At 63.7% G+C, this 24,474-nt stretch carries 25 protein-coding genes and 1 tRNA gene; 13 read left to right on the forward strand and 13 right to left on the reverse strand.

Translation table 11 applies throughout. From position 1 onward, the window contains the following. Position 1 precedes the first annotated feature (1 nt). The 6 genes from ACO550_RS10280 to loiP all read right to left on the reverse strand — a co-directional run bounded on the left by ACO550_RS10280 (position 2) and on the right by loiP (position 6,338). A complete protein-coding gene (locus ACO550_RS10280) occupies positions 2–754 on the reverse strand; it encodes a fimbrial biogenesis chaperone (protein ID WP_315592733.1) in 753 nt (250 codons plus the stop codon). A 120-nt stretch (positions 755–874) separates the two neighbouring features. Continuing rightward, positions 875–1,408, reverse strand: coding sequence for a fimbrial protein (locus tag ACO550_RS10285; RefSeq protein ID WP_315592732.1), 534 nt, complete (start codon positions 1,406–1,408; stop codon positions 875–877). Positions 1,409–1,625: 217 nt separating this feature from the next. Beyond that, positions 1,626–3,254, reverse strand: coding sequence for a bifunctional aspartate transaminase/aspartate 4-decarboxylase (locus tag ACO550_RS10290; protein ID WP_315592731.1), 1,629 nt, complete (start codon positions 3,252–3,254; stop codon positions 1,626–1,628). A gap of 38 nt (positions 3,255–3,292) precedes the next feature. Continuing rightward, the gene (gene aspT / locus ACO550_RS10295; protein WP_315592730.1) at positions 3,293–4,978 is read right to left on the reverse strand and encodes an aspartate-alanine antiporter; all 1,686 of its coding nucleotides are present in this window, start codon (positions 4,976–4,978) and stop codon (positions 3,293–3,295) included. Positions 4,979–5,057: 79 nt separating this feature from the next. Beyond that, the gene (locus tag ACO550_RS10300; protein WP_315592729.1) at positions 5,058–5,414 is read right to left on the reverse strand and encodes a hypothetical protein; all 357 of its coding nucleotides are present in this window, start codon (positions 5,412–5,414) and stop codon (positions 5,058–5,060) included. A gap of 174 nt (positions 5,415–5,588) precedes the next feature. Continuing rightward, the gene (gene loiP, locus ACO550_RS10305; RefSeq protein ID WP_315592728.1) at positions 5,589–6,338 is read right to left on the reverse strand and encodes a metalloprotease LoiP; all 750 of its coding nucleotides are present in this window, start codon (positions 6,336–6,338) and stop codon (positions 5,589–5,591) included. 225 nt (positions 6,339–6,563) lie between these two features. Between loiP and ACO550_RS10310 the strand changes: the two genes are divergently transcribed. After that, positions 6,564–6,923 (forward strand): XRE family transcriptional regulator, encoded by a 360-nt coding sequence (locus ACO550_RS10310; protein WP_315592727.1) that lies wholly within the window; start codon positions 6,564–6,566, stop codon positions 6,921–6,923. A gap of 192 nt (positions 6,924–7,115) precedes the next feature. Further along, on the forward strand, positions 7,116–7,466 hold the full coding sequence (locus tag ACO550_RS10315; RefSeq protein ID WP_315592726.1) for an XRE family transcriptional regulator: 351 nt from the start codon (positions 7,116–7,118) through the stop codon (positions 7,464–7,466). Between the two features lie 40 nt (positions 7,467–7,506). On the opposite strand, the gene ACO550_RS10320 is transcribed toward ACO550_RS10315, so the two are convergent. Further along, a tRNA-Leu gene (locus tag ACO550_RS10320) sits at positions 7,507–7,591 on the reverse strand. Between the two features lie 168 nt (positions 7,592–7,759). Here ACO550_RS10320 and ACO550_RS10325 point away from each other — a divergent pair. After that, a complete protein-coding gene (locus ACO550_RS10325) occupies positions 7,760–8,701 on the forward strand; it encodes an alpha/beta hydrolase (protein ID WP_315592725.1) in 942 nt (313 codons plus the stop codon). Between the two features lie 13 nt (positions 8,702–8,714). Here the strand turns inward: ACO550_RS10325 and ACO550_RS10330 are convergent, their stop codons facing one another. From ACO550_RS10330 to ACO550_RS10340, 3 genes are read right to left on the reverse strand one after another with little or no spacing between them, the layout of a single operon-like run. Further along, complete coding sequence (locus ACO550_RS10330) at positions 8,715–9,584, reverse strand: NAD(P)-binding domain-containing protein (protein ID WP_315592724.1); 870 nt, start codon at positions 9,582–9,584, stop codon at positions 8,715–8,717. Between the two features lie 26 nt (positions 9,585–9,610). Further along, positions 9,611–10,762: a class I SAM-dependent methyltransferase gene (locus ACO550_RS10335; RefSeq protein ID WP_315592723.1), complete on the reverse strand. Its 1,152-nt coding sequence runs from the start codon at positions 10,760–10,762 to the stop codon at positions 9,611–9,613. A 26-nt stretch (positions 10,763–10,788) separates the two neighbouring features. Further along, positions 10,789–11,730, reverse strand: a complete 942-nt coding sequence (locus tag ACO550_RS10340; RefSeq protein ID WP_315592722.1) for a CysB family HTH-type transcriptional regulator — start codon at positions 11,728–11,730, stop codon at positions 10,789–10,791. Positions 11,731–11,900: 170 nt separating this feature from the next. On the opposite strand from ACO550_RS10340, the gene ACO550_RS10345 reads away from it, so the two are divergent. Genes ACO550_RS10345 through cobA form a run of 7 tightly spaced genes read left to right on the forward strand, consistent with a single transcriptional unit; the run spans position 11,901 to position 18,922 of the window. Beyond that, on the forward strand, positions 11,901–12,674 hold the full coding sequence (locus ACO550_RS10345; RefSeq protein ID WP_315592721.1) for a TSUP family transporter: 774 nt from the start codon (positions 11,901–11,903) through the stop codon (positions 12,672–12,674). A gap of 31 nt (positions 12,675–12,705) precedes the next feature. Further along, positions 12,706–14,388, forward strand: coding sequence for a nitrite/sulfite reductase (locus ACO550_RS10350; RefSeq protein ID WP_315592720.1), 1,683 nt, complete (start codon positions 12,706–12,708; stop codon positions 14,386–14,388). An 18-nt stretch (positions 14,389–14,406) separates the two neighbouring features. Further along, positions 14,407–14,985, forward strand: a complete 579-nt coding sequence (locus ACO550_RS10355) for a DUF934 domain-containing protein (RefSeq protein WP_315592719.1) — start codon at positions 14,407–14,409, stop codon at positions 14,983–14,985. Then, complete coding sequence (locus ACO550_RS10360; protein ID WP_315592718.1) at positions 14,982–15,782, forward strand: phosphoadenylyl-sulfate reductase; 801 nt, start codon at positions 14,982–14,984, stop codon at positions 15,780–15,782. Before ACO550_RS10355 ends, ACO550_RS10360 begins: the two co-directional genes overlap by 4 nt. Before the next feature lie 25 nt (positions 15,783–15,807). Then, positions 15,808–16,779, forward strand: coding sequence for a sulfate adenylyltransferase subunit CysD (gene cysD / locus ACO550_RS10365; RefSeq protein ID WP_315592717.1), 972 nt, complete (start codon positions 15,808–15,810; stop codon positions 16,777–16,779). Between the two features lie 34 nt (positions 16,780–16,813). Beyond that, positions 16,814–18,118 carry a GTP-binding protein gene (locus tag ACO550_RS10370; protein ID WP_315592716.1) on the forward strand — a complete coding sequence of 435 codons (1,305 nt, stop codon included), beginning with the start codon at positions 16,814–16,816 and terminating at the stop codon, positions 18,116–18,118. A gap of 39 nt (positions 18,119–18,157) precedes the next feature. Next, on the forward strand, positions 18,158–18,922 hold the full coding sequence (gene cobA, locus ACO550_RS10375; RefSeq protein ID WP_315592715.1) for a uroporphyrinogen-III C-methyltransferase: 765 nt from the start codon (positions 18,158–18,160) through the stop codon (positions 18,920–18,922). A gap of 61 nt (positions 18,923–18,983) precedes the next feature. Here cobA and ACO550_RS10380 read toward each other — a convergent pair whose 3' ends face one another. From ACO550_RS10380 to lptF, 3 genes are read right to left on the reverse strand one after another with little or no spacing between them, the layout of a single operon-like run. Then, positions 18,984–19,403 carry a CbiX/SirB N-terminal domain-containing protein gene (locus ACO550_RS10380; protein ID WP_315592714.1) on the reverse strand — a complete coding sequence of 140 codons (420 nt, stop codon included), beginning with the start codon at positions 19,401–19,403 and terminating at the stop codon, positions 18,984–18,986. 2 nt (positions 19,404–19,405) lie between these two features. Further along, positions 19,406–20,590 (reverse strand): LPS export ABC transporter permease LptG, encoded by a 1,185-nt coding sequence (gene lptG, locus ACO550_RS10385; protein WP_315592713.1) that lies wholly within the window; start codon positions 20,588–20,590, stop codon positions 19,406–19,408. Continuing rightward, positions 20,587–21,705 carry an LPS export ABC transporter permease LptF gene (gene lptF, locus ACO550_RS10390; RefSeq protein ID WP_315592712.1) on the reverse strand — a complete coding sequence of 373 codons (1,119 nt, stop codon included), beginning with the start codon at positions 21,703–21,705 and terminating at the stop codon, positions 20,587–20,589. The genes lptG and lptF overlap by 4 nt, the downstream gene beginning before the upstream one ends. Positions 21,706–21,869: 164 nt before the next feature. Between lptF and ACO550_RS10395 the strand changes: the two genes are divergently transcribed. The 3 genes from ACO550_RS10395 to ACO550_RS10405 are packed head-to-tail and all read left to right on the forward strand — an operon-like array spanning position 21,870 to position 24,321. Further along, positions 21,870–23,399 (forward strand): leucyl aminopeptidase, encoded by a 1,530-nt coding sequence (locus ACO550_RS10395; RefSeq protein ID WP_315592711.1) that lies wholly within the window; start codon positions 21,870–21,872, stop codon positions 23,397–23,399. A gap of 23 nt (positions 23,400–23,422) precedes the next feature. After that, positions 23,423–23,857 carry a DNA polymerase III subunit chi gene (locus tag ACO550_RS10400; RefSeq protein WP_315592710.1) on the forward strand — a complete coding sequence of 145 codons (435 nt, stop codon included), beginning with the start codon at positions 23,423–23,425 and terminating at the stop codon, positions 23,855–23,857. After that, a complete protein-coding gene (locus ACO550_RS10405; protein WP_315592709.1) occupies positions 23,854–24,321 on the forward strand; it encodes a hypothetical protein in 468 nt (155 codons plus the stop codon). Before ACO550_RS10400 ends, ACO550_RS10405 begins: the two co-directional genes overlap by 4 nt. Positions 24,322–24,474 lie beyond the last annotated feature (153 nt).

Raw genomic sequence — 24,474 nt, forward strand, 5'->3', positions numbered from 1 at the left:
GTCACTGCTTGTCGGCATTCTCGCGAGCCCCTTCCACGCCCGCGCCATAGTCGTTGACGAAGGTGTAGTCCACTCTGTCAGGAGACGCGTTGACGATCTCCGTTGCCGCTCCGATGTCGATGACGGCCGTCGCCCCCGGTGCCACCATGGCGCCAGCTTCGCTCTGATAGGTGGCGTCGCCGCTGCGCACGGCGATGCGCGAGAACGTGACGTGGTAAGGCGTTGGATTGGTGGCCGCCAATGCGTGGCGGCCGTTGCCGTTACGCAAGAATTGCCAGGTCACCGCTGCCGGTGCCGCAGCGGCATCTTCGGGCAGGCCGTCCGGACGATAGAACAGCTTGATGCGCGAGCGGAACGCCAATTGCAGCGAGTTGGCGCCTTCCGTGTCGGAGGATGGAGGAACCTGCAGCACATTAAGCCAGAACAGCGACTCGCGCTCGCCCGTGATTGGCTCGCCCGTATGTACGACGCGCAAGGTCTGCCCCTTGCCGGGGTCGAGTCGGAACAACGGCGGCATCGCCATGAAGGGCACGTTCGTGTCGTCGGGGATTGCGCTGGCGTCGCCGTCGTCGATCCAGGCCTGCACCAGTGCGGGGTCGGTGCCTTCGTTGCCGAGCCTGAGCGTGACCTCGCGCTCGGCGGCGGGGTAGATCACTCGGGTGCCACCGAGGACGACGGACGCCGATGCCGGTGTGGCGATGGCAGCCATGCAGGCGGTCAAGGTAATGGCGCGCCAGAGTGTGCGGAGAAGCATTGCGGAATCTTGTATGAATTAAGCGCGCAGGAAGGCTGACGCGGCACCGATGACGCGCCGCGTAGAGGACAGAAAGACTGGAAGCCGTCGAGAGTGTCGAGGACGTCGAGGACGCGGCGGTTACTGGTAGACGATCGAGTAGAGCGTCGCGGTGGTAAGGTCGCCCGCGGTGGCGGCACCGGTGGCGACATACTCGGCAAAATAGTTCAACGTTGCGCCACCGTTGTTCAATGTCACGGGGCGTGAGTTCTGCGAAGCGTGGGCGGCGCCGAGCCGAATATCGGAATAGTCGGAATTCTTCAGACCGACCTGCACGTTGCGGGCACCAGTCCGGTTCGAGTTCACGAGTCGGCCGGTGCCGATATCGACCGTTGCGCCCGGTTCGAAGTACACCATGGCATTGCCGGAATTTGGCGTGCAGCCCGACAGCGTGATGTTGAACGGGGTGCGCCCGGTGACGGCGCCGGCAGTCCTCAACGAGTTTGTCGAAACGGTAGGCAGCGTGACGGTGAAATTGTTGGCGCCGCCGTTACCACCGATCGTGCAGGTCTGGGCGGTAATTCTTCCGTTGAAGGTGACAGTGCCGTCGGCGGCGAAGGCAGCCGGGGCGAAAGCAATCAGTGCGCTGGCGGTGACAAGAAACGTGGCTCGCATGGGTGGATGAATGGATCAGGTAGAAATTTTCCGAATACTCGGAAGCCTCAACGCGAAGGGCTGCGCTGCGAATGGAATCCTAAGCACCTGAAATTTCTGGATCTACAGTCGTTCATCCAAAAGAATGTGACACGTCAGAATGTAATAACAGTTTCATGTATTCCTGCAAAAAAGAAATGCCCCGCAGTGCGGGGCATCGTAGTGCGTGCAACGGCTTTTACTTTTTCGTCACGTTCTTGTTGGCCTTGCTGCCGGTGGCCTGGTTGTAGCGCTCCACGTAGTCCTCGAACAGCTTGCGGATCGATTTGCCGATCTTGGCGTAGTCCGATTCGTTGAGGTTGGCCAGCGAGACCCGCCCCGATGGATGGCGTGTGCCGAAGCCGCGCCCCGGCAGCAGTACCACGCCAGCCTCCTCGGCCAGTCGGAACAGCAGTTCGGCCGGTTCCGCCGATGCCATGACCCATTTCACGAACTCGGGCCCGATCGCCTTGCCGCCCAGTTGTTCGATATCGAGCAGCGTGTAGTAGTCCACGACATTCGGGTCTTCCGTGTCATCCGGGGCAATACCGATTTCGCGGAACAGCGCGGCCTTGCGGCTGCGGATCAACCGCTTCATGGCCTGCTTGTATGCGTCGGGCGTGTCCATGAGCGAGAACAGCGAAAACAGCACCATCTGCACCTGCTGCGGCGTGGACAGCCCGGCCGTGTGGTTCAGCGCCACGGTGCGGCTGTCGGCCACGAGGCGGTCGATGAACTTGAGCGTATCGGGCGTGGTGGTGATCGAGTGGTAGCGCGTGTGAAGCTGCTTGCGCTGGTCCTCGGGCAATTTGGCGAGCTTTTCGTCAAAGATGTTGTCGCGGTGCGTGGCAATTACGCCCAGGCGCCAGCCCGTTGCGCCAAAGTACTTCGAGAACGAATAGACCAGGATCGTGTTGCGCGGGCAGAGCGCGAACAGCGAGACGAAGTTGTCGGCAAAGGTGCCGTAGACATCGTCGGTCAGGATGATCAGGTCCGGCCGTTCCTCGATGATCGACGCCAGGTACTCCAGGCTCTCGTCGCTCATGCGCACCGATGGCGGATTGCTCGGGTTGACCAGGAAGAACGCCTTGACGCTGGGGTCGCGCAGTTTGTCGAGTTCCTTGTTCGAATACTGCCAACGCGATTCGGGGTCCGCATCGATGTTCAGTTCGACGAGCTGGTAGTCGTTGAGTTCGGGAATCTCGATGTAGGGCGTGAAGATCGGCATGCCCAGCGCGATCTTGTCGCCAGCCTTGAGCAGGTGGTTCTCGCGCATCGAGTTGAACAGGTACGTCATGGCGGCAGTGCCGCCTTCCACCGCGAACAGGTCGAACTCGCCGATGAACGGATGCTTGCCGATCATCTCCTTGCGGATGTACTGGCCGACGATAAGCTCGCTCAACTTGAGCATGCGGTCGGGCACCGGGTAGTTGCAGGCCAGGATGCCTTCGCACATTTCATAGAGGAAATCGGCCGCGTTGAGCCCGAGCTGGTCGCGTACATACGACACCGCGCCCGCCAGGAACTTCACGCCCGGCACCTCCTGATTCTCGCGCGCGAACAGGTCGAAGCGTTCCTCGATCCCTTCGCGGCGCGGAAAGCCGCCCACACCCTCAGGCATGTACTGGAACGAGCGCTCCGATTCACGCATCGCGAACAGGCCAAGTTGCCAGAAGCCATGGCGCGGCACCGTGGCCAGGAAGTTGGGGTTGCCGCGGCCGGCGTTCAGCATCAGTCGGTCCGCGTTGCTGCTGGCCAGCTTGATCAGCTCGTCCTTGAGTTCGAACGGCGAGAGGCTGGACAGCTTGGAGAGATCCGGTTTGCTCATGACGTTACTCCTTTTGGGAATCCGATCGAAGGAATGGGTCAGACCAGGCCGACCACGAGTGGGCCAAGCAGGGTCAGCAGCACGTTGGCCAGTGCATAGGTGATGGCAAATGGCACGGTGGGCACGGGGCTCTCGGCCTTGTCGAGAATGCCGCCAAATGCGGGGTTGGCGCTGCGCGACCCGGACAGTGCGCCGGCCAGCAGCGCGGCGTTGTCGTACTTGAGTATGTAGCGGCCGAACAGCATGGTCAGGAACAGCGGCAGCAACGTGACCACGGCGCCCAGCAGAAAGATCGTCACGCCGCTTTGACGCAGGGTGTCGACCGCCTGCAGGCCGGAGTTGATGCCGACAATGGCGACGAATGCGGCCAGCCCGAAGTCCTTCAGCAACTGGCACGCCGCCGTCGGCATCGCGCCAAACATCTGATGCTTGGACCGTGCCCAGCCGAAAACGAGGCCCGATAGCAGCGCGCCGCCACCAGAACCCAGCGTCAGCGGGATCGAGCCAATGCGCACTACCAGCAGGCCGATCAGCAGGCCCACCAGCACCCCGGCGCCGAAGTAGACGAAGTCGGTCTTCTCGCTGGGTACCAGCTCATAGCCGGCGGTCTTGGCGGCGCGCTTGGTGTCGGCGGGCGTGCCGTAGAACGTGATGATGTCGCCGTGCTGGAGCTTGAGATCGGGCAGCAGCGGCAGGGGGTGGTCATAACGTTCGATCCGTTCGACATACACACCATGTCGCATCTCGCGCCCTACATCGGCCACGATCTCGGCCAGCGTCTTGTTGTTCATGCCCTTGAGCGTGAACACTGAACGGCGCGTCTGCATCACCATGCCCATGCCTTCGGCATCGGCTACTTCCTCGCCGATCAGGAGCGCCGTGGGAACCATGGCGTCGCGCCGGCCCACCAGCAGCACCAGGTCACCGGCTTCGAGCAGGGTGTCCTGCGTGAACTCGAAGGGCTTGCCACCGCGCTGGAGCTTTTCCACGGTGATCAGGTCTTCGCCGCCAACCTCGATGTCCTTGACCGTCTTGCCCGCCGCGTTGCTGACCCGGAACAGCCGGCCAACCAGGCGCGGCAGCGCGCCGGCCTGGCCCGGTCCGAACTGCGGCAGCCCCCCGTGCATGGCGGCCTCGACCTTCTTCGAGTCGGTCTTGAGGTCGGCCCCCATGAAGCGCGGCAGGATATTCACGCAGACGATGATCGCGCCGAGCGAGCCGAACACATAGGTCACCGCGTAGCCGATTGCCACATTGGCCTGCAGGGTCTTGACCTGGTCGGGCGGCAGGCCCAGCTTGGTGATGGCGTCGCCGGCGGTACCGATGATGGCGGACTGCGTCATGCCACCGGCGGCCAGCCCCGCGGCAATGCCCTTGTCGAGATGGAAGATCTTTGCCAGCACCACGACCGTGACCAGGCCGGCTACGGCCATGAACACGGCCATCGCAATCTCGCGCAACGAGCTGCGGTTCAACGAGTTGAAGAACTGCGGGCCGCTTTCATAGCCGACCGCGTAGATGAACACCGCAAACATCACGGCCTTCACGCCATTGTCGATCTCGACCCCGACCTGGCTGATGACCACGGCCGCCAGCAGCGATCCAGCCACGCCGCCGAGCTGGAACTTGCCGAACGTGATCTTGCCGATGGCATACCCGATGGCCAATGAGAGGAACAGCGCCGACTCGGGTGACTTCTGGAAGATGGTGTGCAACCAATCCATGGGACCTCCTGTAAAGCGATGACACGGGTTACGGGGGCGCGTGCCCGGATACTTGTGGTGTCCGGACACGCCGGCACAGCTACATCGGCGCCATGGCAAGCGGGCCGGGCGGCACGCCAATGCCAGGCAGCAGAAAATCGGTTCGGATGGTCGGGCTACGGGATGGCACAGTCCGGGCGCTGCGCGGTGACGTGACGGACGAGCGGGCCGCGGCAATGCCGCTGCTCGTCGCCTGCGGCGCGAACGTCACGTTCCTGAAATGGTGGTCGAGGCGGACCCCGGTCTGGCCGATCATGCGCGCGGCAATCGGGGTGCCGCATATGCCGCCCCGCCGGAATGGGCCGGCCGGGAAGGCGCCGAGCGCATGGCCAACGGCCAATGCGAGGAACGGCGCAATCTCCGGTTGACCGGCTAGCAGGGTGGAAACGGATTCCATGGCGCGGCGCGGGCCTCCCTATGGCTCATGGCAAGCCATACGGCAGATCCGCAGGCGGCGTGAGGCATTATCCGCGTGGGGCGCCCGCGCGCGTACTGAAAGCTTTTGATTGCGAATTAAACGCATTGACATCGCGAAATGCGCGATGCCTTTCGTGCACGCTCAGTTTCCCGATCACTTGCCGCTATTGAGCCGGTCCTGGATGTGCTTTGCACGGGCATCCGATCCTGGATGCGAACTCAGCAGGCTCGACTTGCCGCCATCGAGCTTGGCCAGTTTCTGGAATGCGGTCACCAGTGCCTGGCGGTTGGCGCCATTCTTCGTCAGCAGGTCGAATGAATAGTCGTCGGCCTCGCTTTCCTGTTTCTGCGAGAACTGTGCGTTGATGAACGTTTCGCCAAGTTCGCCGATTTGCGATGACGACAATGCCGTCAGCGTGGCACTGCCGGTCGAACCGAGCAGTCCACGTGCGGCGGCAGTGGTGTAGGCCACCTGCATGGCCCGCTTGGTGTGTCCCAGCGCGACGTGGCCAATTTCGTGGCCCAGCACGCCACGCACTTCATCATCGCTCATCAGATCCATCAGGCCGCTGTACACGCGCACGCAGCCATTGGCCATGGCCCATGCATTCACGTCCTTGGTCACGTAGACCTTGGCATCGAGTGGCAGCCCGGTATTCTGCAGGCCGCTCATGATTGTCACGAGCCGTTTCGCATAGGTGCTGTCGGCTGTGGCAAGCGTGTTCTTCTTGTCCATCTCGGCGCACGACTGGTCTGACAGTTGCTTGACGTTGGCGTCGCTGAGCGAGGCGGCGGAGAACAGGCTGCCGCCTGCCTGGGTCAGGCCGTCCATATTGGCACCGGCGCAGCCGGCCAGCAGTGCAGCGCAGCCAATGGCCGCCGCGGTAGCAGTAAGGCGCTTCATCTTCGTTCCCTGGATTGACTGTTGAAGTCTGTTGATGTTGTGGATGTTCTGGCGCGTCGGCATAGGGATCCCTGTTGGCAGGGCTCCCGTCACCGCAGCGTAAAAGGATAAGCAAGCGATTGGGCACTTGCCAGCGGTTTATGTCTGACACAGCCAACGGCATTACCCCAGCAGATTCAGAGTCGTCTTATGGCGTAGGGTTCGCAAGTGCGGCGCAATGGTGTGATGCCACGCAAATCCCATTCCAAACATCGTCATCCGCATGTCTCGCTGCTGACCGGCACGGGCCTGCATGTCCTCGACGAACTGCCGCTGACCGATGTCGCCAGCACGCTTGACGCGCGCACCGAACTCGCCATGTGCCTTTGTGCATTGATCGATGCGCATGCGGATAGCGCAATGCCACGCGTCATCCCCCAGACGCTGTCATTGATCCGGCGCTACCGCTTGCGGCGCTTGTCCGTCGACCACCTGATGCGTGCGCTGGTGGCGCTGGACCAATGCGTGGAGATCCTGGTGCGCGACCGCACCGATGGCGAACCGGCGGGAATTTCCGTGACGGCACAGCAGTCTGGCGAACGCTGAATTGAAGAACTTACAGACAACGGATTGCCTGATTTCGACGTCGCGTAATTCTGTTCAAACGGCAACGTGAAACGGCCGCGCGCACGGGAAACAACGCGGAAACCCGCACAGGAAGCCGTACACGATCCGATGATGCCGCCTATACTCGACGAGTAAATGCGTACTTACTACAGCGCCATTGGAGGGCAACCCATGACGCATAAGCAGACGGTGCGGTCGCGTGCCGCGCATGAAGAGTTCGTCGATCCCGCGTATCCCGTGCTCAGGCAAATGCGCCGTGAGTTGGTAATCGACCTCCGTCGCGCCATTCATGAGCGCGGCTGGAATGAGACCGAGGCCGCCGCTGCGTTGCATGTCGGGCGGCCGCGCATTGCGGCAATCAATGAGGAGCGGTGGCAGACCTTTACGCTTGAGCTGCTGCTCACGCTTGCAATCCGTGTTGGGCTGGCGCCGCGGCTGACGTATGCCCATGATCGCAATGTGGTCGCATTGCGGCAGGGTGCGCAAGGGCCCGTCAACGGACCGAAGGTCGCGCATTCGTGAACTTCACTGGTATCGAAACGGCAGGAAATCTGCGAGGAGCTGGTGCCCGGGGTCGGACTCGAACCGACACGCCTTGCGGCGGGGGATTTTGAGTCCCCTGCGTCTACCTGTTTCACCACCCGGGCATGGGCTTGGCGATGTACGAGAATGCACATCGCGCGACGATGAGCCGCAGATTATGCCGCAATTCTCTGGGCAGGACAACCACGAGGGCGTCACGGCAGTTGCGGTAGGATTACGCGCAACCGCGCCATGCGGTGTCGCCGCGCGTTTCCTGTCCGGAGCCGAGAGCCATGTCCGCCCAGCCGACCCTCGATGCCAACCCCGCCGCCAGCCTGGCCACGCTGGCCGCCTTGCCCTCGCAGGATCCTGCGTTCTATGCGCGCGCCTACAACAATCGCGCGAACGTGCCCGACAATGCAGTGCATATGGCCCGCTGGGCCGCCGATTCGGCGCTGGTGCGCGCGGGGATGGTGACGTTTTTCGAGAACCTTGCCTATGGCGATGCCGATTCGCCGCTTGCGGCAACCGAAACCCTCGACTATTTTCCTGCCGCTTCGCACGACGACGATGCGCCGCCACCGTTGCTGGTTTTCCTGCACGGTGGTTACTACCGCGCGCTGGACAAGCGCGATCACAGTTTCGTAGCCAGTATTCCCACGCGCCGTGGCGTGTCGGTGGCGGTGGTCAACTACGCGCTGTGTCCGGCCGTGACCGTGCAGACGATTGTCTGGCAGGTGATGCAGTCCGTGGCATGGCTCTATCGCGAGGCCGAGCGGCTAGGGCACGACCGCAACCGGATCTTCCTGGCCGGGCATTCGGTGGGCGGCCATCTGGTGACCATGCTGATGGCGGCGTTGTGGCCGCAGTTTGCCGCCGATTTGCCGGCGGACCTGATCAAGGGCGGCCTGTCGATCAGTGGCATCTACGACCTCGAGCCGCTGCGTCGCGCCGATTTCCTGCAGGTCGACCTGCGGCTGACTGAAGCCGATGTGGGGCGGTTGTCGCCGGCTTTCATGGTGCCGGCCACACGCGCCCCGCTGCTGACCGCCGTGGGCGAGACCGAATCAAGCGAGTACCAGCGCCAGAATGCGTTGATCCGCGCCGCATGGCCGGACAATGCACGCGAGAATATCCCGTTGCCGGGGCGTCACCATTTCAACGCGATGGATGACCTGATGCGCGACGACAGCGCACTGTCGCGAGCCTTGCTGGGAATGATCGCGGGAGTTTGAATTCCTGCGCATTTCAGTCCTTCAACTCCAGCACTTTCAGCAATGACGACGTATCGTCATTGCCCCAGCCCTGCTGCATCAGTTCGCCAAGCTGCGTTGCCGTGGCACGCATCGCAGGCAGGTCCAGTCCGATCTCGCCGGCTATATCGGCGGCCAGGCCAAAGTCCTTGGCATGCAGGCGCGACTCGATGCCGGCCGCGAAGTCCCGCGCCACCATCTTGGGCCCCATCATGTCGAGCATGCGGCTGCCGGCCATGCCGGTCGACATCGCCTGGAATACTTTGTCCGTATCGACGCCCTGTGCGCTGGCAAAGCGCATGGCTTCGGCAATGGCTTCGATATTGACCACCTGGGCGATCTGGTTGCAGAGCTTGGCTACCTGACCCGCACCGTGGTCGCCGATATGCGTGATGGTCTTGCCCAGGCATGACAGTAGCGGCCGCACCTTTTCAAGGTTCTCCGCCTTGCCGCCGACCATGATGGTCAGCGTGGCGGCCTGTGCGCCCATCGTTCCGCCCGAGACCGGGCAGTCGAGCGCCTCGATCCCGTTGGCGGCCAGCGCTTGCGCAATCTCGCGCGTGACGATCGGCGAGATCGTGCTGTGATCGACGCAGATGGTGCCCGGCGTCGCACCTTCGATCGCGCCGTCCTTGCCGAGCAGAACTTCGCGTACGTCCTCGGACGATGTCACATTGGTGAATACCACGGCTGCACCACGCGCCGCCTCGGCGGGCGTGAAAAACGGCTCGGCGCCCAGTTTGCGCGCGGCGTCGGCGGCCTCGGGGCGTCGTACGAATGCGCGCACTGTATGTCCGGCGCGAATCAGATGGCTCACCATCGGCGTGCCCATCGCGCCCAGGCCGATAAATGCCACGGTAGTCATGGATGCTTTCTTCCCGGTAAATATGGTTACTTGGCCGCGAGCCGCCACAGCGACGTGACTTCCGCCTTGCGCGCCGCGAACAGCGGGTCTTCCGCGTCGGCAGCCTTCGGATGACGCGGGCGGATATCGGAGCGGCCCAGCACCTTCAGGCCGGCCGCATCGATCCAGCCCAGCAGTTCATCACGTGAACGCAGCCCCAGATGTTCGGCGAAGTCCGACAGGATCAGCCAGCCCTGGCCAGCCGGTTCCAGATGCGCGGCCAGGCCATCCAGGAATCCGCGCAGCATGCGGCTGTCGGGATCGAATACCGCATGCTCGATCGGCGAGCTCGGCCGGGCCGGTACCCACGGCGGGTTGCAAACGATCAGCGGGGCCAGGCCCGCGGGGAACATGTCGGCGTCGATGATTTCGACCTGGTTGTCGAGGCCAAGTCGCGCAATGTTCTCGCGCGCGCAACCGAGTGCGCGCGGATCCTGGTCGGTGCCCACCACGCGCTTGACACCGCGTTGCGCCAGCAGCGCGGCCAGCACGCCGGTGCCGGCGCCAATATCGAATGCGAGCGCGGTCGAGGGCAGGGGCTCCTTGGCCACCAGTTCGATATATTCGCCACGTACCGGCGAAAACACGCCGTACCACGGATGGATACGCTCGCCGAGCACGGGAATCTCGACCCCCTTCTTGCGCCACTCGAACGCGCCGATCAGGCCCAGCAGCTCGCGCATCGATGCCACGTAGGGCACGTCGCCTGCGCCATAGACCAGTTCGCACGCCTCGTGCACGTCGGGCGCACGGCGCAGCGGCACCACATGGCCGGCCTCGAACGGCAGCAGCAGCATGCCCAGCGTGCGCGCGCGCTGCGACTGGGCCAGGCGGTGCTTGTGGAACGCTTCGGTGATGCTGCCCGGCGCCTTGCCGGCGTTACGCGACTTGCGCTGGGGTTTGCGGTCGACCCGCCGCGCCATGGCCTGCAGCAACTGGCGCGCATTCTGGAAGTCGCCGCGCCAGAGCAGGGCGGTACCTTCGCTGGCCAGACGGTAGGCGGTATCGGCAGGCGTCTGGTCGTCGGCGATCACTACGCGCTTTGGCGGCGGCAGGCCGGCCTCGGAGCGCCACAGCGCGCTGTGCTCGGCGCCGTCCTCGGTCCAGTGGATCGTCGGGAGGGATTCGTTTGCGGACATATAGTAATTAGCAGGGGCCACGTGGCTTACAGTTCGTAAGCCTCGTGGTCGCCGGACATGGCCTGTTCCACAAGCTTGCGGTTCAGCGTCGGCGAGAACAGTTCGATAAATGTATAGACAAAGCTGCGCAGATACGCGCCTTGCTTGACAGCGAGGTGGGTGACGTTGGTGCCGAACAGATGGCCGGCCGGCAGGCCGCGCAGGTTGCGGTCGCGCTCGGGATCATAAGCCAGGCCGGCCACGATGCCGACACCAAGGCCGATTTCCACGTAGGTCTTGATCACGTCGGCATCGATGGCCTCCAGCACGATGTCCGGCTGGAGCTGGCGCAACTCGAAGGCCTTGTCGATCTTGGGCCGGCCCGCGAAGTTCACGTCATAGGTGATCAGCGGAAAGGTGGCCAGGTCTTCCAGCGTCAGGTGCTTCTTTTCCAGTAGCGGGTGATCGGGTGGCGTAATCACCATATGCTGCCACTGGTAGCCCGGCAACGACACCAGGCTCTTGTCGCCTGAAATACCCTCGGTGGCGATGCCCAGGTCGGCCTGGTCATGCAGGATCATGTCGGCAATCTGCGCCGGATTGCCCTGCTGGATCGACAGCCGCACCTTCGGGTAACGCTTGGTGAACTCGCCAATCACGCGCGGCAGGGCATAGCGAGCCTGCGTGTGGGTCGTGGCAATCGTGAAGTTGCCTTGATCCTGCGCAGCGTAGTCCTTGCCGACCCGCTTCAGGCTTTCCACCTCCTGCAGGATCTTCTCGACCGATGTCAGGATGCGGCGGCCAGGTTCGGTCAGGCTGCGGATTCGCTTGCCATGACGGGTGAAGATATCGACACCCAGTTCTTCCTCGAGCTCGATAATGGCCTTGGAAACACCCGGTTGTGATGTATAGAGCGCTTTTGCGGCCTCGGTCAGGTTGAAGTTCTGACGGACGGCCTCACGCACGAAGCGAAACTGGTGGAGATTCATATAACTTCGCTCGTATAAACAAACAACTTCTTATTAGTTTGAGATATGAGGCGAGTTTATTACGATTCTCGAACTTTGTTAAACGTTCGCCTGCCCGCATTGCGTCCGCGCCCAGCCTGAAAAGGTGGAGCCGGCACCACCGGAGCAAGGCGCAGTCGAGAAACCCCCGAATGTCCCTCGCCTATACCGTTTCCGGTTTGCTGGTAGGTCTCCTGGTCGGTCTGACCGGGGTTGGCGGGGGTTCGCTCATGACGCCGCTGCTGACGCTGCTGTTCGGCTTCTCGCCGGCCACGGCGGTTGGCACCGACCTGGCGTTCGCCGCGATCACCAAGGGCTTCGGCACCATCGCGCATCGCGCGCACGGCCATGTGCAGTGGCAGGTGGTGCGCCGGCTGTGCATCGGTAGCCTGCCCGCCGCGCTGGCCGCGATCCTGGTGCTCAAGAGCGCCGGTGAGCTCAATGCGCAATGGCTCCATGCGATCCGCCTGACGATCGGCGTGTCGGTGCTGCTGACGGTGCTGTCGCTGCTGTTCCGCAAGCAGATGCTGGCGTGGCTGGAACGCAACCCGCGCTTCCAGCTCGAAGGCCGCGCGCAGGTGGTGGCAACGGTGGTGGTCGGCGCCGTGATCGGCGTGCTCGTGACCGTATCGTCGATTGGTGCCGGCGCCGTGGGCGCGACGCTGATCCTGCTGCTGTATCCCCATATGAAGCCGGCCGAAGTGGCTGGCACCGATATCGCCTATGCCGTGCCCCTCACGGCCGTGGCTGGTCTGGGCCACGTGTGGCTCGGTACCGTCGACTGGAATCTGTTGCTGGCGCTGCTGGTGGGCTCGATCCCCGGCATCTGGCTCGGTGCGCAACTGTCGCGGGCGCTGCCCGAACGGCTCGTGCGCGCCGCACTGGCGACCACGTTGACTTTAGTCGCCATCAAACTCGTTTCCTAAGCATTCAACGAATACTGAACGGACCCACACCATGTATCAGTACGATCAATACGACCAGCGCATTGTCCAGGAACGTGTCGCACAATTCCGCGACCAGGTGCGTCGCCGCCTGTCCGACGAACTGACCGAGGAAGAATTCCTGCCGCTGCGCCTGCAGAACGGCCTGTACATGCAGCGGCACGCCTACATGCTGCGCGTGGCCATTCCGTACGGCCTGCTGGCTTCGAAGCAGCTGCGCATGCTGGCCCATATCGCGCGCGAGTACGACCGCGGCTATGGCCACTTCTCGACGCGCCAGAACATCCAGTACAACTGGATGGATCTCGAGCGCGTGCCTGACGTGCTCGCCGACCTGGCCAGCGTGGAAATGCACGGCATCCAGACCTCGGGCAACTGCGTGCGCAACATCACCACCGACCAGTTTGCCGGCGTGACGCCGGACGAATCGGTGGACCCGCGCGTGCTGGCCGAACTGCTGCGCCAGTGGAGCACGTTCCAGCCCGAATTCGCGTTCCTGCCGCGCAAGTTCAAGATCGCCATTTCGGCAACCAAGGACGACCGCGCCGTGGTGCAGATGCACGATATCGGCATCTACGCGTACCAGAACGCGGAGGGCGAAACGCGCCTGCGTATCCTGGCCGGCGGTGGCCTGGGCCGCACGCCGATCCTGGGCACCATCATCAAGGAAGACCTGCCGTGGCAGCACATGCTGACCTACGTGGAGTCGGCCATCCGCGTGTACAACCGCTACGGTCGTCGCGACAACAAGTACAAGGCCCGCATCAAGATCCTGGTGAAGGCCATCGGCGCCGAGAAGTTTGCCGCCGAAGTGGAAGAAGAGTGGCAGCACAGCAAGGACGGCCCGGGCACGCTGACGCAGGTCGAGTTCGATCGCGTGGCGCAGTACTTCCAGCCGCCCGCCTATGACAAGCTGGCCGATACCGACGCCTCGTTCGAGAAGCACCTGCTGGAAAACAAGGCGTTCGCACGCTGGGTGAGCCGCAGTGTGCGCGCCCACAAGGTGCCGGGCTACGCCTCGGTCACACTGTCGACCAAGCCTGGTCCCGTGTCGCCCCCGGGTGACGCCACGGCCGAGCAGATGGATACCGTGGCCGACCTGGCCGACCGCTTTGGTTATGGCGAACTGCGCGTTGCGCACGAGCAGAACCTGGTGCTGCCCGACGTCAAGAAGCACGACCTGTTCGCGCTTTGGGAAGAAGCCAAGAAGGCTGGCCTGGCCACGGCCAATATCGGCCTGCTGACCGACATCATCGCCTGCCCGGGCGGCGACTTCTGCTCGCTGGCAAATGCCAAGTCGATTCCGATCGCGCTCGGCATCCAGGAGCGTTTCGACGATCTCGACTACGTCCATGACCTTGGCGAGATCTCGCTGAACATCTCCGGCTGCATCAACGCATGCGGTCATCACCACGTTGGCAATATCGGCGTGCTTGGCGTCGACAAGGACGGCTCCGAGTGGTACCAGGTCACGCTGGGCGGTGCCCAGGGCAACGACTCGGCCATCGGCAAGGTCATCGGCCCGTCGTTCAGCGCCGACGAAATGCCCGAGGTGGTGTCGCGCATCATCGACACTTTCGTGGCCAACCGCGCCGGCGACGAGCGCTTCATCGAAACGTTTGCACGTATTGGTATCGCCCCGTTCAAGGAACGCGTGTATGCCGACAAGCAACGTGAAGAACGCGCCGAAGCCTGAGGAACGGAGAGACTGAACATGGCAAAGATCATTCAACTGCAACGCGACGACGCGGGCCAATTCCGTCCGGTGATCGTGGAAGACAACTGGACCGTGCTGCGCGCAACCGAAGCGCAACCGCTTGACGAAGCCGCCATCGCGGCTGCGGCCCAGGGCAGCGCCGCGGTGCTGTTCCCGCTGTCGGCATGGAAGGCCAACGCGGCCCTGCTGGCCGGCCGCGACAAGGCCATCACCGGCGTGTGGCTGGCTCCCGAGGACGAACCGGGCGACGTCGAGGCGTTGCTCGAGCAGGTTTCGCTGGTGGCGGTGGACTTCCCGGTGTTCCGCGATGGCCGCGGCTTCTCGTCGGCCTATCTGCTGCGCACGCGCTACCACTGGGCCGGGCAGCTGCGCGCCATCGGCGACGTGCTGCGCGACCAGCTGAACTTCATGAAGCGCTGCGGCTTCGACGCATTCGCGGTGCGTGCGGACAAGAACATCGACGATGCACTGAAGGGCTTCACCGAATTCACGGTGGCCTACCAGGCGTCGGTGGACGAACCGCTGCCGTTGTTCCGTCGCGCACGCGCCGACGTCACGACGCAAGGCACGGCATGAGCGCCGTGATTTCCGAGATCCCCGTCGTCGACGGATCGGTATCGTCGCTGCGCCCCCCAGCGCTGTGGACGAAGCCGGTCTACACGGGCTCGGTGGAGGCGCTCGAAGCCAAGGAGCGCGCGCTGGCCGAACGTCTGTCCGGCATTGCGGCACGCTTTTTTCGTGCTCGCTTTGCCACGAGCCTGGCTGCCGAAGACATGGTGCTGACCGACGCGATCCTGCGCGGCGGCGACGCGGTGCGTACCGGCGTGCGCGTGTTCACGCTGAACACGGGTCGCCTGCATGCCGAGACGCTGGCCGTGCTGGACCAGGTGGAAGCGCACTATGGCTACACCATCGAGCAGTTCACGCCCGATCAGGAAGCGGTGGATAACTACCTGCGCAATAACGGCCTGAACGCGTTCTATGACAGCGTCGACCTGCGCAAGAGCTGCTGCGGCATCCGCAAGGTGGAGCCGCTGAACCGCGCGCTGTCGCACGCCGATGCATGGATGACGGGCCAGCGCCGCGAGCAGGCCGTGACGCGCGCCGAACTGCCGTTCGAAGAACTCGACGAAGCGCGTGGCATTCCCAAGTTCAATCCGCTCGCGGACTGGACCGAGGCCGAGGTGTGGGCCTACCTGGAGCGCCACAACGTACCGGTCAACGCGCTGCACGCCAAGGGCTACCCCAGCATTGGCTGCGAGCCGTGTACGCGGGCCGTGAAGGCTGGCGAAGACGTACGCGCGGGCCGTTGGTGGTGGGAGAGCAAGGACTCGAAAGAGTGCGGCCTCCACGAGCAGAACATCAAGCACTGAACAGAATAACTGAGGCCAGAACGACATGGGCATCATGAACGACATCGCAGAAGCAGGCGTCACCGCCAACGTGGAACACCTGCTCCAGGTCCAGAACGACCACCTCGACCGGCTCGAAGCCGAATCGATCTACATCATCCGCGAGGTGGTGGCCGAGTGCCGCAACCCGGCGCTGCTGTTTTCGGGCGGCAAGGATTCGATCGTCATGCTGCACCTGGCGCTCAAGGCATTCCGCCTGGGCGAGCGCAAGGTGGAGCTGCCGTTCCCGCTGGTTCATATCGACACCGGCCACAACTATCCGGAAGTGATCACGTTCCGCGACCAGCGCGTGGCCGAACTCGGCGCGCGCCTGGTGGTGGGTCACGTGGAAGATTCGATCAAGCGCGGTACCGTGCGCCTGCGCAAGGAAACCGATTCGCGTAACGCCGCGCAAGCGGTGACGCTGCTGGAAACCATCGAGGCCCACAAGTTCGATGCGCTGATGGGCGGTGCCCGTCGTGACGAAGAGAAGGCGCGCGCCAAGGAACGCATCTTCTCGTTCCGCGACGAATTCGGCCAATGGGATCCCAAGGCACAGCGCCCCGAGCTGTGGAGCCTGTACAACGCGCGCATGGCGCAAGGCGAGCAGATGCGCGTGTTCCCGATCTCGAACTGGACCGAGCTCGACGTGTGGCAGTACATCGCCCGCGAAAACCTGGCGCTGCCGCCGATCTACTACGCACACCAACGCGAAGTGGTGCGCAAGAACGGCCTGCTGGTGCCGGTAACGCCGATCACGCCGAAGCAGGATGGCGATGTCAGCGAAGTCCTGTCGGTCCGCTTCCGTACCGTGGGCGATATCAGCTGCACGTGCCCCGTGGCCAGTGTCGCGGCGTCGCCGGTGGAGATCATCGCCGAGACCGCGGTGACCGAGATCACCGAGCGTGGCGCCACGCGCATGGACGACCAGACCAGCGAAGCATCGATGGAACGCCGAAAGAAGGAAGGCTACTTCTAACACCGGACGCCAGGTAAAGAACAGGAAAGATCATATGTCGCACCAATCTCAACATCAGGGTCTGCTGCGTTTCATCACGGCCGGTTCCGTCGATGATGGCAAGAGCACGCTGATCGGCCGTCTGCTGTTCGACAGCAAGGCCGTGTTGTCCGACCAGCTGACCGCGCTGGCCAATGCCAAGAACAAGCGCACGGCCGGCGAGCAGATCGATTTCTCGCTGCTGACCGATGGCCTCGAAGCCGAACGCGAGCAGGGCATCACGATCGACGTGGCGTACCGCTATTTCTCGACCGCGCAGCGCAAGTTCATCATTGCCGATACGCCGGGCCACGAACAGTACACGCGCAACATGGTGACGGGCGCCTCGACGGCCCACGCCGCGATCGTGCTGGTCGATGCCACGCGCGTGACGGTGACCGATGGCCGCGCCGAACTGCTGGCCCAGACCAAGCGTCACTCGGCAATCCTGAAGCTGCTGGAACTGCAGCACGTGATCGTTGCCGTGAACAAGATGGACCTGGTCGACTACAGCGAACAGCGTTTCAACGAGATCCGCACCGCCTACACCGAGCTGGCCACGCAACTGGGCCTCAAGGACGTGACGTACGTGCCGGTCTCGGCGCTGCGCGGCGACAACATCGTGCATGCCAGCGATGCAATGCCGTGGTATCAGGGCGAGCCGCTGTTGCCGCTGCTGGAAGCGCTGCCGGTGGAAGATCCGGCGCCGGAAGGCGATGCCGCGTTGCGCTTCCCGGTGCAACTCGTGGTGCGCCAGGACGGTTCCGCAGCCGACGACTTCCGTGGCTACGCTGGCCGTGTGGAAGCCGGTACCGTACGCGTGGGCCAGAAGCTGCGCGTGCTGCCCGCCAACCGTGATGCCGTGGTGGCCGAGGTGCTGACGCCGAACGGCTCGTCCGATTCGGCCAATGCCGGCGACACGGTGACCGTGCGCCTGGCCGAAGATGTCGATGTGTCACGCGGTGATATGTTCGTGGCGGCCGATGCCACGGCCACGTCGGCCAAGAAGCTGACCGCCGACCTGTGCTGGTTTGACGATGAATCGCTGAACCCGTCGCGCAAGTACGTGCTCAAGCACACCACGGCCAGCGTGTTCGCACGCGTGTCGTCGGTGGATCGCGTGCTCGACGTGCATACGCTGTCGCACGAGACCGGTCGCCACGAGATCAACCTGAACGACATTGGTTCGGTACAGATCTCGCTGCAGAAGCCGATCGTGTGCGATACCTATGGCGATAACCCGGCCACGGGCGCATTCGTGCTGATCGACGAAGCCACCAATCATACGGTGGCGGCGGGCATGATCCGTGCGTATGCCTGATATGGTCCGGCGTGGACAGCAAGCGTAACGGTGATGCAGATGAACTCGCAAAAGGGAAAGTCGATGGGCAAGGTGTACCTGATTGGTGCAGGTCCTGGTGCGGCTGACCTCATTACGGTGCGTGGTGCACGACTGCTGGGCGAGGCCCAGGTCGTGCTGCACGATGCGCTGGTGTCTCCCGAGATGCTGGCCTGGTGTCCCCAGGCCGAACTGATCGAAGTGGGCAAGCGCTGCGGGCAGCGTTCCACCGCGCAGCTGTTCATCAATCGCCAGATCGTGGACCTGGCCACCAAGCACGAACGCGTGGTGCGCCTGAAGGGCGGCGACCCGATGCTGTTCGGCCGTGCCGACGAGGAGTTGCAGGCGCTGGAAGCCGCTGGCATCGAATACGAAGTGGTGCCCGGCATCACCGCGGCGCTGGCCGCTGCCAGCGCGATTGCACGGCCGCTGACCAAGCGTGGCGTGTCGCGCAGCGTGGCCTTTGCCACACAGGCCAAGGCCGCCGATGCGGTGGACGTGGAGGCAGACGTCAAGGCCGACACGATCGTCTACTACATGGGACGCGACCAGGCGGCGAATATCGCCGCACAGCTGATTGCTCGCGGCAAGCCGGCTTCAACCCCTGCCTGGGTGGTGGAAGCGGCAACCACCTCGAAGCAGCGCAGCCAGCAGTTCACGCTGCGCCAGATGGCGGCCGGCGAAGCTGCGCGCTGGATGGACCCGGTGCAACCAAGCCTGCTGATGATCGGCGAGGCGTTGGGAACCCGGGCGACCGAAATCGTGGAAGCGGAACGCGCCGCCTGAGGTTCGTCGACCGGAAACAAAAAGGCCAGAGTTCGCTCTGGCCTTTTTTGTTCTTGCGTTGCTAACCGGTGGTTTGCTCCCCTCGCCCGCTTGCGGGAGAGGGGCCGGGGGAGAGGGCCAGCGTGCAATATGCCGCGATGGCATCGAGCACGCTATCCACTTCACCAACCGCTGAGGAAGCGCGAATCTCGACCGAAGGGTGCTTCGCCCGGCATTCCTCGACCAGCACCGGAAAATCGCGCCGCAGGTGCCCGCCCTGGCCAAAGAACACTGGCACCACGGTGATTGCAGCCACGCCGGCGCCAGCCAGTTCGTCGATGGAATCCGCCAGCGAAGGCGTCATCAACTCCAGGAACGCCAGTCTTACCGCGCAATCGGGCAGCAGCGCCGACAGCTTGGCATGCAGCCGGTCGAACGGTTCGCGCCAGCGCGCATCGCGCGCGCCGTGGCCAAACAGGATCAGTCCCTGGCGTGCGTGCATGGTCAGTGACGGTCAACCCAGCGCAGCGCCGAAAGCGCAACGGTCAGGTAAAGCGTTCCGGGTACCAGCGCCGAGACGATAGGCGGCCAGGTATGCAGCAGGCCAACGTGCGAGAACAGCGTGTTGGACAGATGGAACGACAGGCCCAGCATGATGCCGCCGAACACCTTCACGCCCACCGCGCCGGCGCGCGCGTGCAGGTAGGCGAACGGCAGGGCCAGCGCGACCATCACGAACAGCGTCAGCGGGTAGACCACCTTCTTCCAGAATGCAATCTCGTAGCGCTGCGTGTCCTGCTTGTTGTCGCGCAGGTGGCGGATATAGCGGAACAGGTCCAGTGTCGACATCCGCTCCGGCGTGACCAGCAGCACCGACAGGATTTGTGGCGTCAACTCGGAGTGCATCACCATGTTCGGGAACGTCACCTGCTCGGCGCGGAAGTCCGGCGCCAGCGCGTCACGCGAAGCAGGCGGCTGGCCTGCCTGTGCCACCGATTTGCCGTCACGCAGTTCGATAAAGCGGGTTTCGCTTACATCATTGAGCTGCCATTGCTGCCCGCCCTGATAGCGGCCCTCCTTGGCCACGCGAATCACACGCAACTGGTAGTCGCTGTTGAATTCGTAGATCGTGATGCCACTGATCGACTGGTCGGCCTTCAGGCCCTGCACATTGACGAACCGCGTGATCTCACCCGATGCACCAGGCGTTGGATCGCGGTCGCGGTCCTTGACCCAGACGCCCGAGCGGAAACCCGACGACACCGTCGCGCCAATCGCTTCCAGCTTGATCTTCTGCGCATATTGCTCGGCCGCCGGGCCGATGAACTCGCCGAAGATGAACGTCGTGAGGGCCAGCGGCACCGCGAGCTTGAACAGCGAAAACAGTGCCTGGCGCGTATTCAGTCCCGCCACGCGGAAAATCGTGAACTCGGACTGGCTGGCCAGCTGCGAAAACACATAGATCGCGCTGATCAGCACCGCGATCGGAAGCACCTCGTAGATGCGGGTCGGTGCCTGCAGCATGACGTGGAAGAACGCCACCAGCGACGTATAGCCGCCTTGCACGCTTTCGAGTTCACTGAGCATGTCGAAGAACACGAACAGCGCCAGCACCGCGAACAGGATAAACGCGAAGACACCGTAGATCAGGCGCGCGAAGTAGCGCTCATAGACTGCCAGCACCCTCATGGCTTGCCCCCGTTGGCCTTGCGTTTCAGGCCGAACACGGCGCGCCACCCACCCAGGCTGCGGTTCTGGCGATAGCGGAACATCATCAGCGCACACACGAACACGATCAAATGGATCGGCCAGAGTGCCATCCAGAACGAAAGCGACCCCGAGCGCACCCAGGCCTGGGCCAGGTTGATCAGGTTGCTGTAGGTCAGGTAGATCAGCACGGCAAATACCAGCGGCGTATAGCGGCCCAGACGCGGGTTCACGTACGCCAGCGGGATCGCAATCATCACGAAGTTGAATGCCAGGATCGGCAGCGAGATGCGCCAGAGCAGCTCGCCAAGATTGTCACGCGTGGGGTTGCGGATCAGGTCCAGCGTGTCGCGGTTCTTGGCCGGCAGGTCGGCTTCGGTCTCGGGTGGCTTGTTGTCGACCTTGACCGCATATTTATCGAATTCGAGAATCCGATAGTTAAGCTGACCCGGTACGCCCGCGTAGCGCCGGCCGTTTTCCATCACCACGAGGCGGTCGCCATTCGGTTGCGTCTCGAACTGACCCTGGTGCGACAGCGCCACGCCGATCTTGCCCGCCTCGGAGTTTGCAACAAAAACATTGCGGGCATGCTTCATGTCGGCGTCGATGCCTTCGATGAACAGCACGTAGTTGCCGTTGGCAGGCTCGATGAATCGGCCCGAGGCGATCATCGACAGCACGCCGCGCTGCTGGAAGCGGTCGCGGAACAATGCGCTCTGCTGGTTGGCCCACGGCCAGGCGAACGTGCCCAGCAGCAGCGCCATGATGAAGAACGGCGTGGCGAACTGCATCACCGGCTTGACCAGGTCGCGCAGCGAGATGCCGGCGGAGAACCAGACCACCATCTCCGAGTCCTTGTACCAGCGGGTCAGGACAATCAGCGTCGAGATGAACAGCGTGGCCGACAGCAGGATCGACAGATAGCCGATCGTGGCCAGGCCGATCAGCATCAGCACGTCATTGGGGCTGGCCTTGCCGTTGGCGGCCATGCCCAGGATGCGGATCACGAGCGACGTCAGCATGAACGTCAGCATCACCAGGAACACCGCACCGGCGGTGTAGGCGAGTTCGCGTCGCAGGGCTTGTTGAAAAATCATGCACCAATCGCTTCCGGCTTCCGGCCGGAGCGGGCGATATACCGGGGCCGAGGGACTGGCAGGACCGCGGGCTGTCAGCTTGCAGGATCGGTGGCGGCAGATCGCGGATGAAAATCGCGGATAATAGGGGCTTTCTTTTCGACGAGCCCCTGGAAGGAAGCGCGATGGAATTTAGCACAAAAGCCCTGGATCTGAGCAAAGCCGGCCAAAATGGTTTCCTGGCCACGAAGACCGACTGCCTCGTGGTTGGGCTGTTCGAGGGCCAGAACCTGGCCGGCGTGGCCAAGGCACTGGACGTAGCCACCAAGGGGCTGGTGGCGCGCCTGGTCAAGCAGGGCGACTTCGAAGGCAAGCGCGGCAGCCAGCTGATGCTGCATGAAGTGGCCGGCATCGGTGCCGCCCGCGTGTTGCTGGTGGGACTGGGCAAGGAAGCCGAATTTACCGACAAGGCGTTTGCCGAGGCCGTACGCACCGCCATGCGTGCCCTCGGCGCCACGCGCGCCGCGACGGCTCTCTGGTGCCTGGCTCAGCAGCCGCCGCTGCAGCGCGACGTGGCCTGGGCGGTCATCACCACGATCTCGATCGTGCGCGACGCCGGCTACCGCCTGCTGGAACGCCATCCGGAACTCAAGCGCGCGCCGAAGGGCGCCGCGGCCGACAAGCCGTCGCTGCGCAAGATCGTGCTGGCTGTGGATGCCAACGACGCCAAGGCGGCCACCCAGGCCGTGGTGCGCGGTACGGCGATCGCCAACGGCATGGAACTGACGCGCGACCTGGGCAACCTGCCGTCGAACATCTGCACGCCGACCTACCTGGCCAATGTGGCGCGCGGCATTGCCAAGCGCCACAAGCTCAAGGCCGAGATCCTGGGCCGCAAGCAGATCGAGGCGCTCAATATGGGCGCGTTCCTGGCCGTGACCAAGGGCAGCGTCGAGCCGCCGCAGTTCATCGTACTGCGCTATGACGGCGGCAGCGCCAAGCAGGCGCCCGTGGTGCTGGTGGGCAAGGGCATCACGTTCGATACCGGTGGTATCTCGCTGAAGCCGGGCGAGGGCATGGACGAAATGAAGTACGACATGTGCGGCGCCGCGTCGGTGCTGGGCTCGATCCAGGCCGTGGCCGAGATGGGCCTGAAGCTCAACGTGATCGCCGTGGTACCGACCTGCGAGAACATGCCGGCCGGCAACGCCACCAAGCCGGGCGACGTGGTGGTAAGCATGTCCGGCCAGACCATCGAGATCCTGAACACGGACGCCGAAGGCCGCCTGATCCTGTGCGATGCGCTGACCTATGTGGAGCGCTTCAAGCCGGCTGCCGTGGTCGACGTGGCCACGCTGACCGGCGCCTGCATCATCGCCCTGGGCCATGTGAACAGCGGCCTGTACGCGCGCAGCGACCTGCTGGCGGACCAGTTGCTCGATGCCGGCCGCAAGGCCATGGATACCGCCTGGCGCCTGCCGCTGGACGACGAGTACCAGGACCAGCTCAAGTCCAACTTCGCCGATATGGCCAATATCGGCGGCCGTCCGGCCGGCAGCGTGACCGCGGCCTGCTTCCTGGCGCGCTACACCGAGAAGTACGACTGGGCCCACCTCGATATCGCCGGTACTGCCTGGAAGAGTGGCGCGGCCAAGGGCGCCACGGGGCGTCCGGTGCCGTTGCTGACGCAGTTCCTGATGGACCGCGCGTCGTAAGCGGTCGGGGAAGGTAGCCGGAAATGACGCGTATCGACTTCCACAGCAACGTGCCGGACACGCTGGCCTATGTCTGCCGCCTGGTTCGCAAGGCCTATGGGGCGGGGCAGAAGGTGGTGGTGTTCGGCGCGCCGCAGCAACTGTCGCAACTGGACGCGCGGCTGTGGTCGTTCTCTCCGCTCGACTTCCTGCCGCATTGCGGGCTCGACAACCCCAATGCGGCGGTGACGCCGATCATTCTGGCCGCTACGCTGGAAGGCGTGCCGCATCACCAGTTGCTGGTCAACATCGCACCTGAAGCACCACCGCAGTTTGCGAGTTTCGAACGGTTGATCGAAGTGGTCGGCGGTTCGGCCGACGCGCGCGACGCGGGTCGCGAACGTTATCGTTTCTATCGTGAGCGTGGCTATCCGCTCACGCACCACGACATCGGGCAGGCCAAAGGAGAATCGGCATGAGCGAACGCACGACATCGCGGGTGATTCCGCGGCTGGGGCCCAATGACAGCGTGCCGTTGCTGACTGAGGTGGTGGAGTTGCCCGACACCGCGTACGAGCCGGCACGGCACCATGCCACGGTCATCGATACCGCCGACATGCCTGAGTCGGGCCTGGTGACCGCGGTAGGGGATATCGAGGTGGGGCCGGAGTCGTCCTCCACCATGGTGGATCCGGCGCCGTTTATCCCCGGAGAAGACGATCTGCGGGCGGTGCGTACGGAGTTGCTGACGCGCGTGATGATGCGCTTCCGCACCGAATGGCCGCAGGTGGTGGAGGCCCATACCGAAGCCACGCTGCAGGCGCGGCTGGCGCCGCTGACCGCGCAACTGGCCAGCGAGCTGACCCAGGCGCTGGAGGCAAGACTGGTGGAGTGGCTCGACGCCACGCTGGAAGAAATCGAAAGAGATCCGGGCGGGATGTAAAAAACGACCGAGTGCCGAGTGTTTTCTCCCCTCTCCCATGAAATGGGAGAGGGGCGGGGGAGAGGGCAGCAGTTCAAATTGCGACATGTGGCAAGCAGAACCGCATTGCCCTCTCCCCCAACCCCTCTCCCGCCGTGCGGGAGAGGGGAGCAC

The sequence above is a fragment of the Cupriavidus sp. genome (assembly GCF_057315035.1).

Coding starts and splice junctions, on each gene's coding strand:
- ACO550_RS10345 (WP_315592721.1), top strand. CDS start 11,901: ATGTCCCTCGCCTATACCGTTTCCGGTTTGCTGGTAGGTCTCCTGGTC.
- ACO550_RS10350 (WP_315592720.1), top strand. CDS start 12,706: ATGTATCAGTACGATCAATACGACCAGCGCATTGTCCAGGAACGTGTC.
- ACO550_RS10360 (WP_315592718.1), top strand. CDS start 14,982: ATGAGCGCCGTGATTTCCGAGATCCCCGTCGTCGACGGATCGGTATCG.
- ACO550_RS10355 (WP_315592719.1), top strand. CDS start 14,407: ATGGCAAAGATCATTCAACTGCAACGCGACGACGCGGGCCAATTCCGT.
- lptF (WP_315592712.1), bottom strand. CDS start 21,705: ATGATTTTTCAACAAGCCCTGCGACGCGAACTCGCCTACACCGCCGGT.
- ACO550_RS10330 (WP_315592724.1), bottom strand. CDS start 9,584: ATGACTACCGTGGCATTTATCGGCCTGGGCGCGATGGGCACGCCGATG.
- ACO550_RS10280 (WP_315592733.1), bottom strand. CDS start 754: ATGCTTCTCCGCACACTCTGGCGCGCCATTACCTTGACCGCCTGCATG.
- cobA (WP_315592715.1), top strand. CDS start 18,158: ATGAACTCGCAAAAGGGAAAGTCGATGGGCAAGGTGTACCTGATTGGT.
- ACO550_RS10335 (WP_315592723.1), bottom strand. CDS start 10,762: ATGTCCGCAAACGAATCCCTCCCGACGATCCACTGGACCGAGGACGGC.
- ACO550_RS10310 (WP_315592727.1), top strand. CDS start 6,564: ATGCCACGCAAATCCCATTCCAAACATCGTCATCCGCATGTCTCGCTG.
- ACO550_RS10340 (WP_315592722.1), bottom strand. CDS start 11,730: ATGAATCTCCACCAGTTTCGCTTCGTGCGTGAGGCCGTCCGTCAGAAC.
- ACO550_RS10400 (WP_315592710.1), top strand. CDS start 23,423: ATGACGCGTATCGACTTCCACAGCAACGTGCCGGACACGCTGGCCTAT.
- ACO550_RS10395 (WP_315592711.1), top strand. CDS start 21,870: ATGGAATTTAGCACAAAAGCCCTGGATCTGAGCAAAGCCGGCCAAAAT.
- cysD (WP_315592717.1), top strand. CDS start 15,808: ATGGGCATCATGAACGACATCGCAGAAGCAGGCGTCACCGCCAACGTG.
- ACO550_RS10300 (WP_315592729.1), bottom strand. CDS start 5,414: ATGGAATCCGTTTCCACCCTGCTAGCCGGTCAACCGGAGATTGCGCCG.
- lptG (WP_315592713.1), bottom strand. CDS start 20,590: ATGAGGGTGCTGGCAGTCTATGAGCGCTACTTCGCGCGCCTGATCTAC.
- ACO550_RS10315 (WP_315592726.1), top strand. CDS start 7,116: ATGACGCATAAGCAGACGGTGCGGTCGCGTGCCGCGCATGAAGAGTTC.
- loiP (WP_315592728.1), bottom strand. CDS start 6,338: ATGAAGCGCCTTACTGCTACCGCGGCGGCCATTGGCTGCGCTGCACTG.
- ACO550_RS10290 (WP_315592731.1), bottom strand. CDS start 3,254: ATGAGCAAACCGGATCTCTCCAAGCTGTCCAGCCTCTCGCCGTTCGAA.
- ACO550_RS10405 (WP_315592709.1), top strand. CDS start 23,854: ATGAGCGAACGCACGACATCGCGGGTGATTCCGCGGCTGGGGCCCAAT.
- ACO550_RS10325 (WP_315592725.1), top strand. CDS start 7,760: ATGTCCGCCCAGCCGACCCTCGATGCCAACCCCGCCGCCAGCCTGGCC.
- ACO550_RS10380 (WP_315592714.1), bottom strand. CDS start 19,403: ATGCACGCACGCCAGGGACTGATCCTGTTTGGCCACGGCGCGCGCGAT.
- ACO550_RS10285 (WP_315592732.1), bottom strand. CDS start 1,408: ATGCGAGCCACGTTTCTTGTCACCGCCAGCGCACTGATTGCTTTCGCC.
- aspT (WP_315592730.1), bottom strand. CDS start 4,978: ATGGATTGGTTGCACACCATCTTCCAGAAGTCACCCGAGTCGGCGCTG.
- ACO550_RS10370 (WP_315592716.1), top strand. CDS start 16,814: ATGTCGCACCAATCTCAACATCAGGGTCTGCTGCGTTTCATCACGGCC.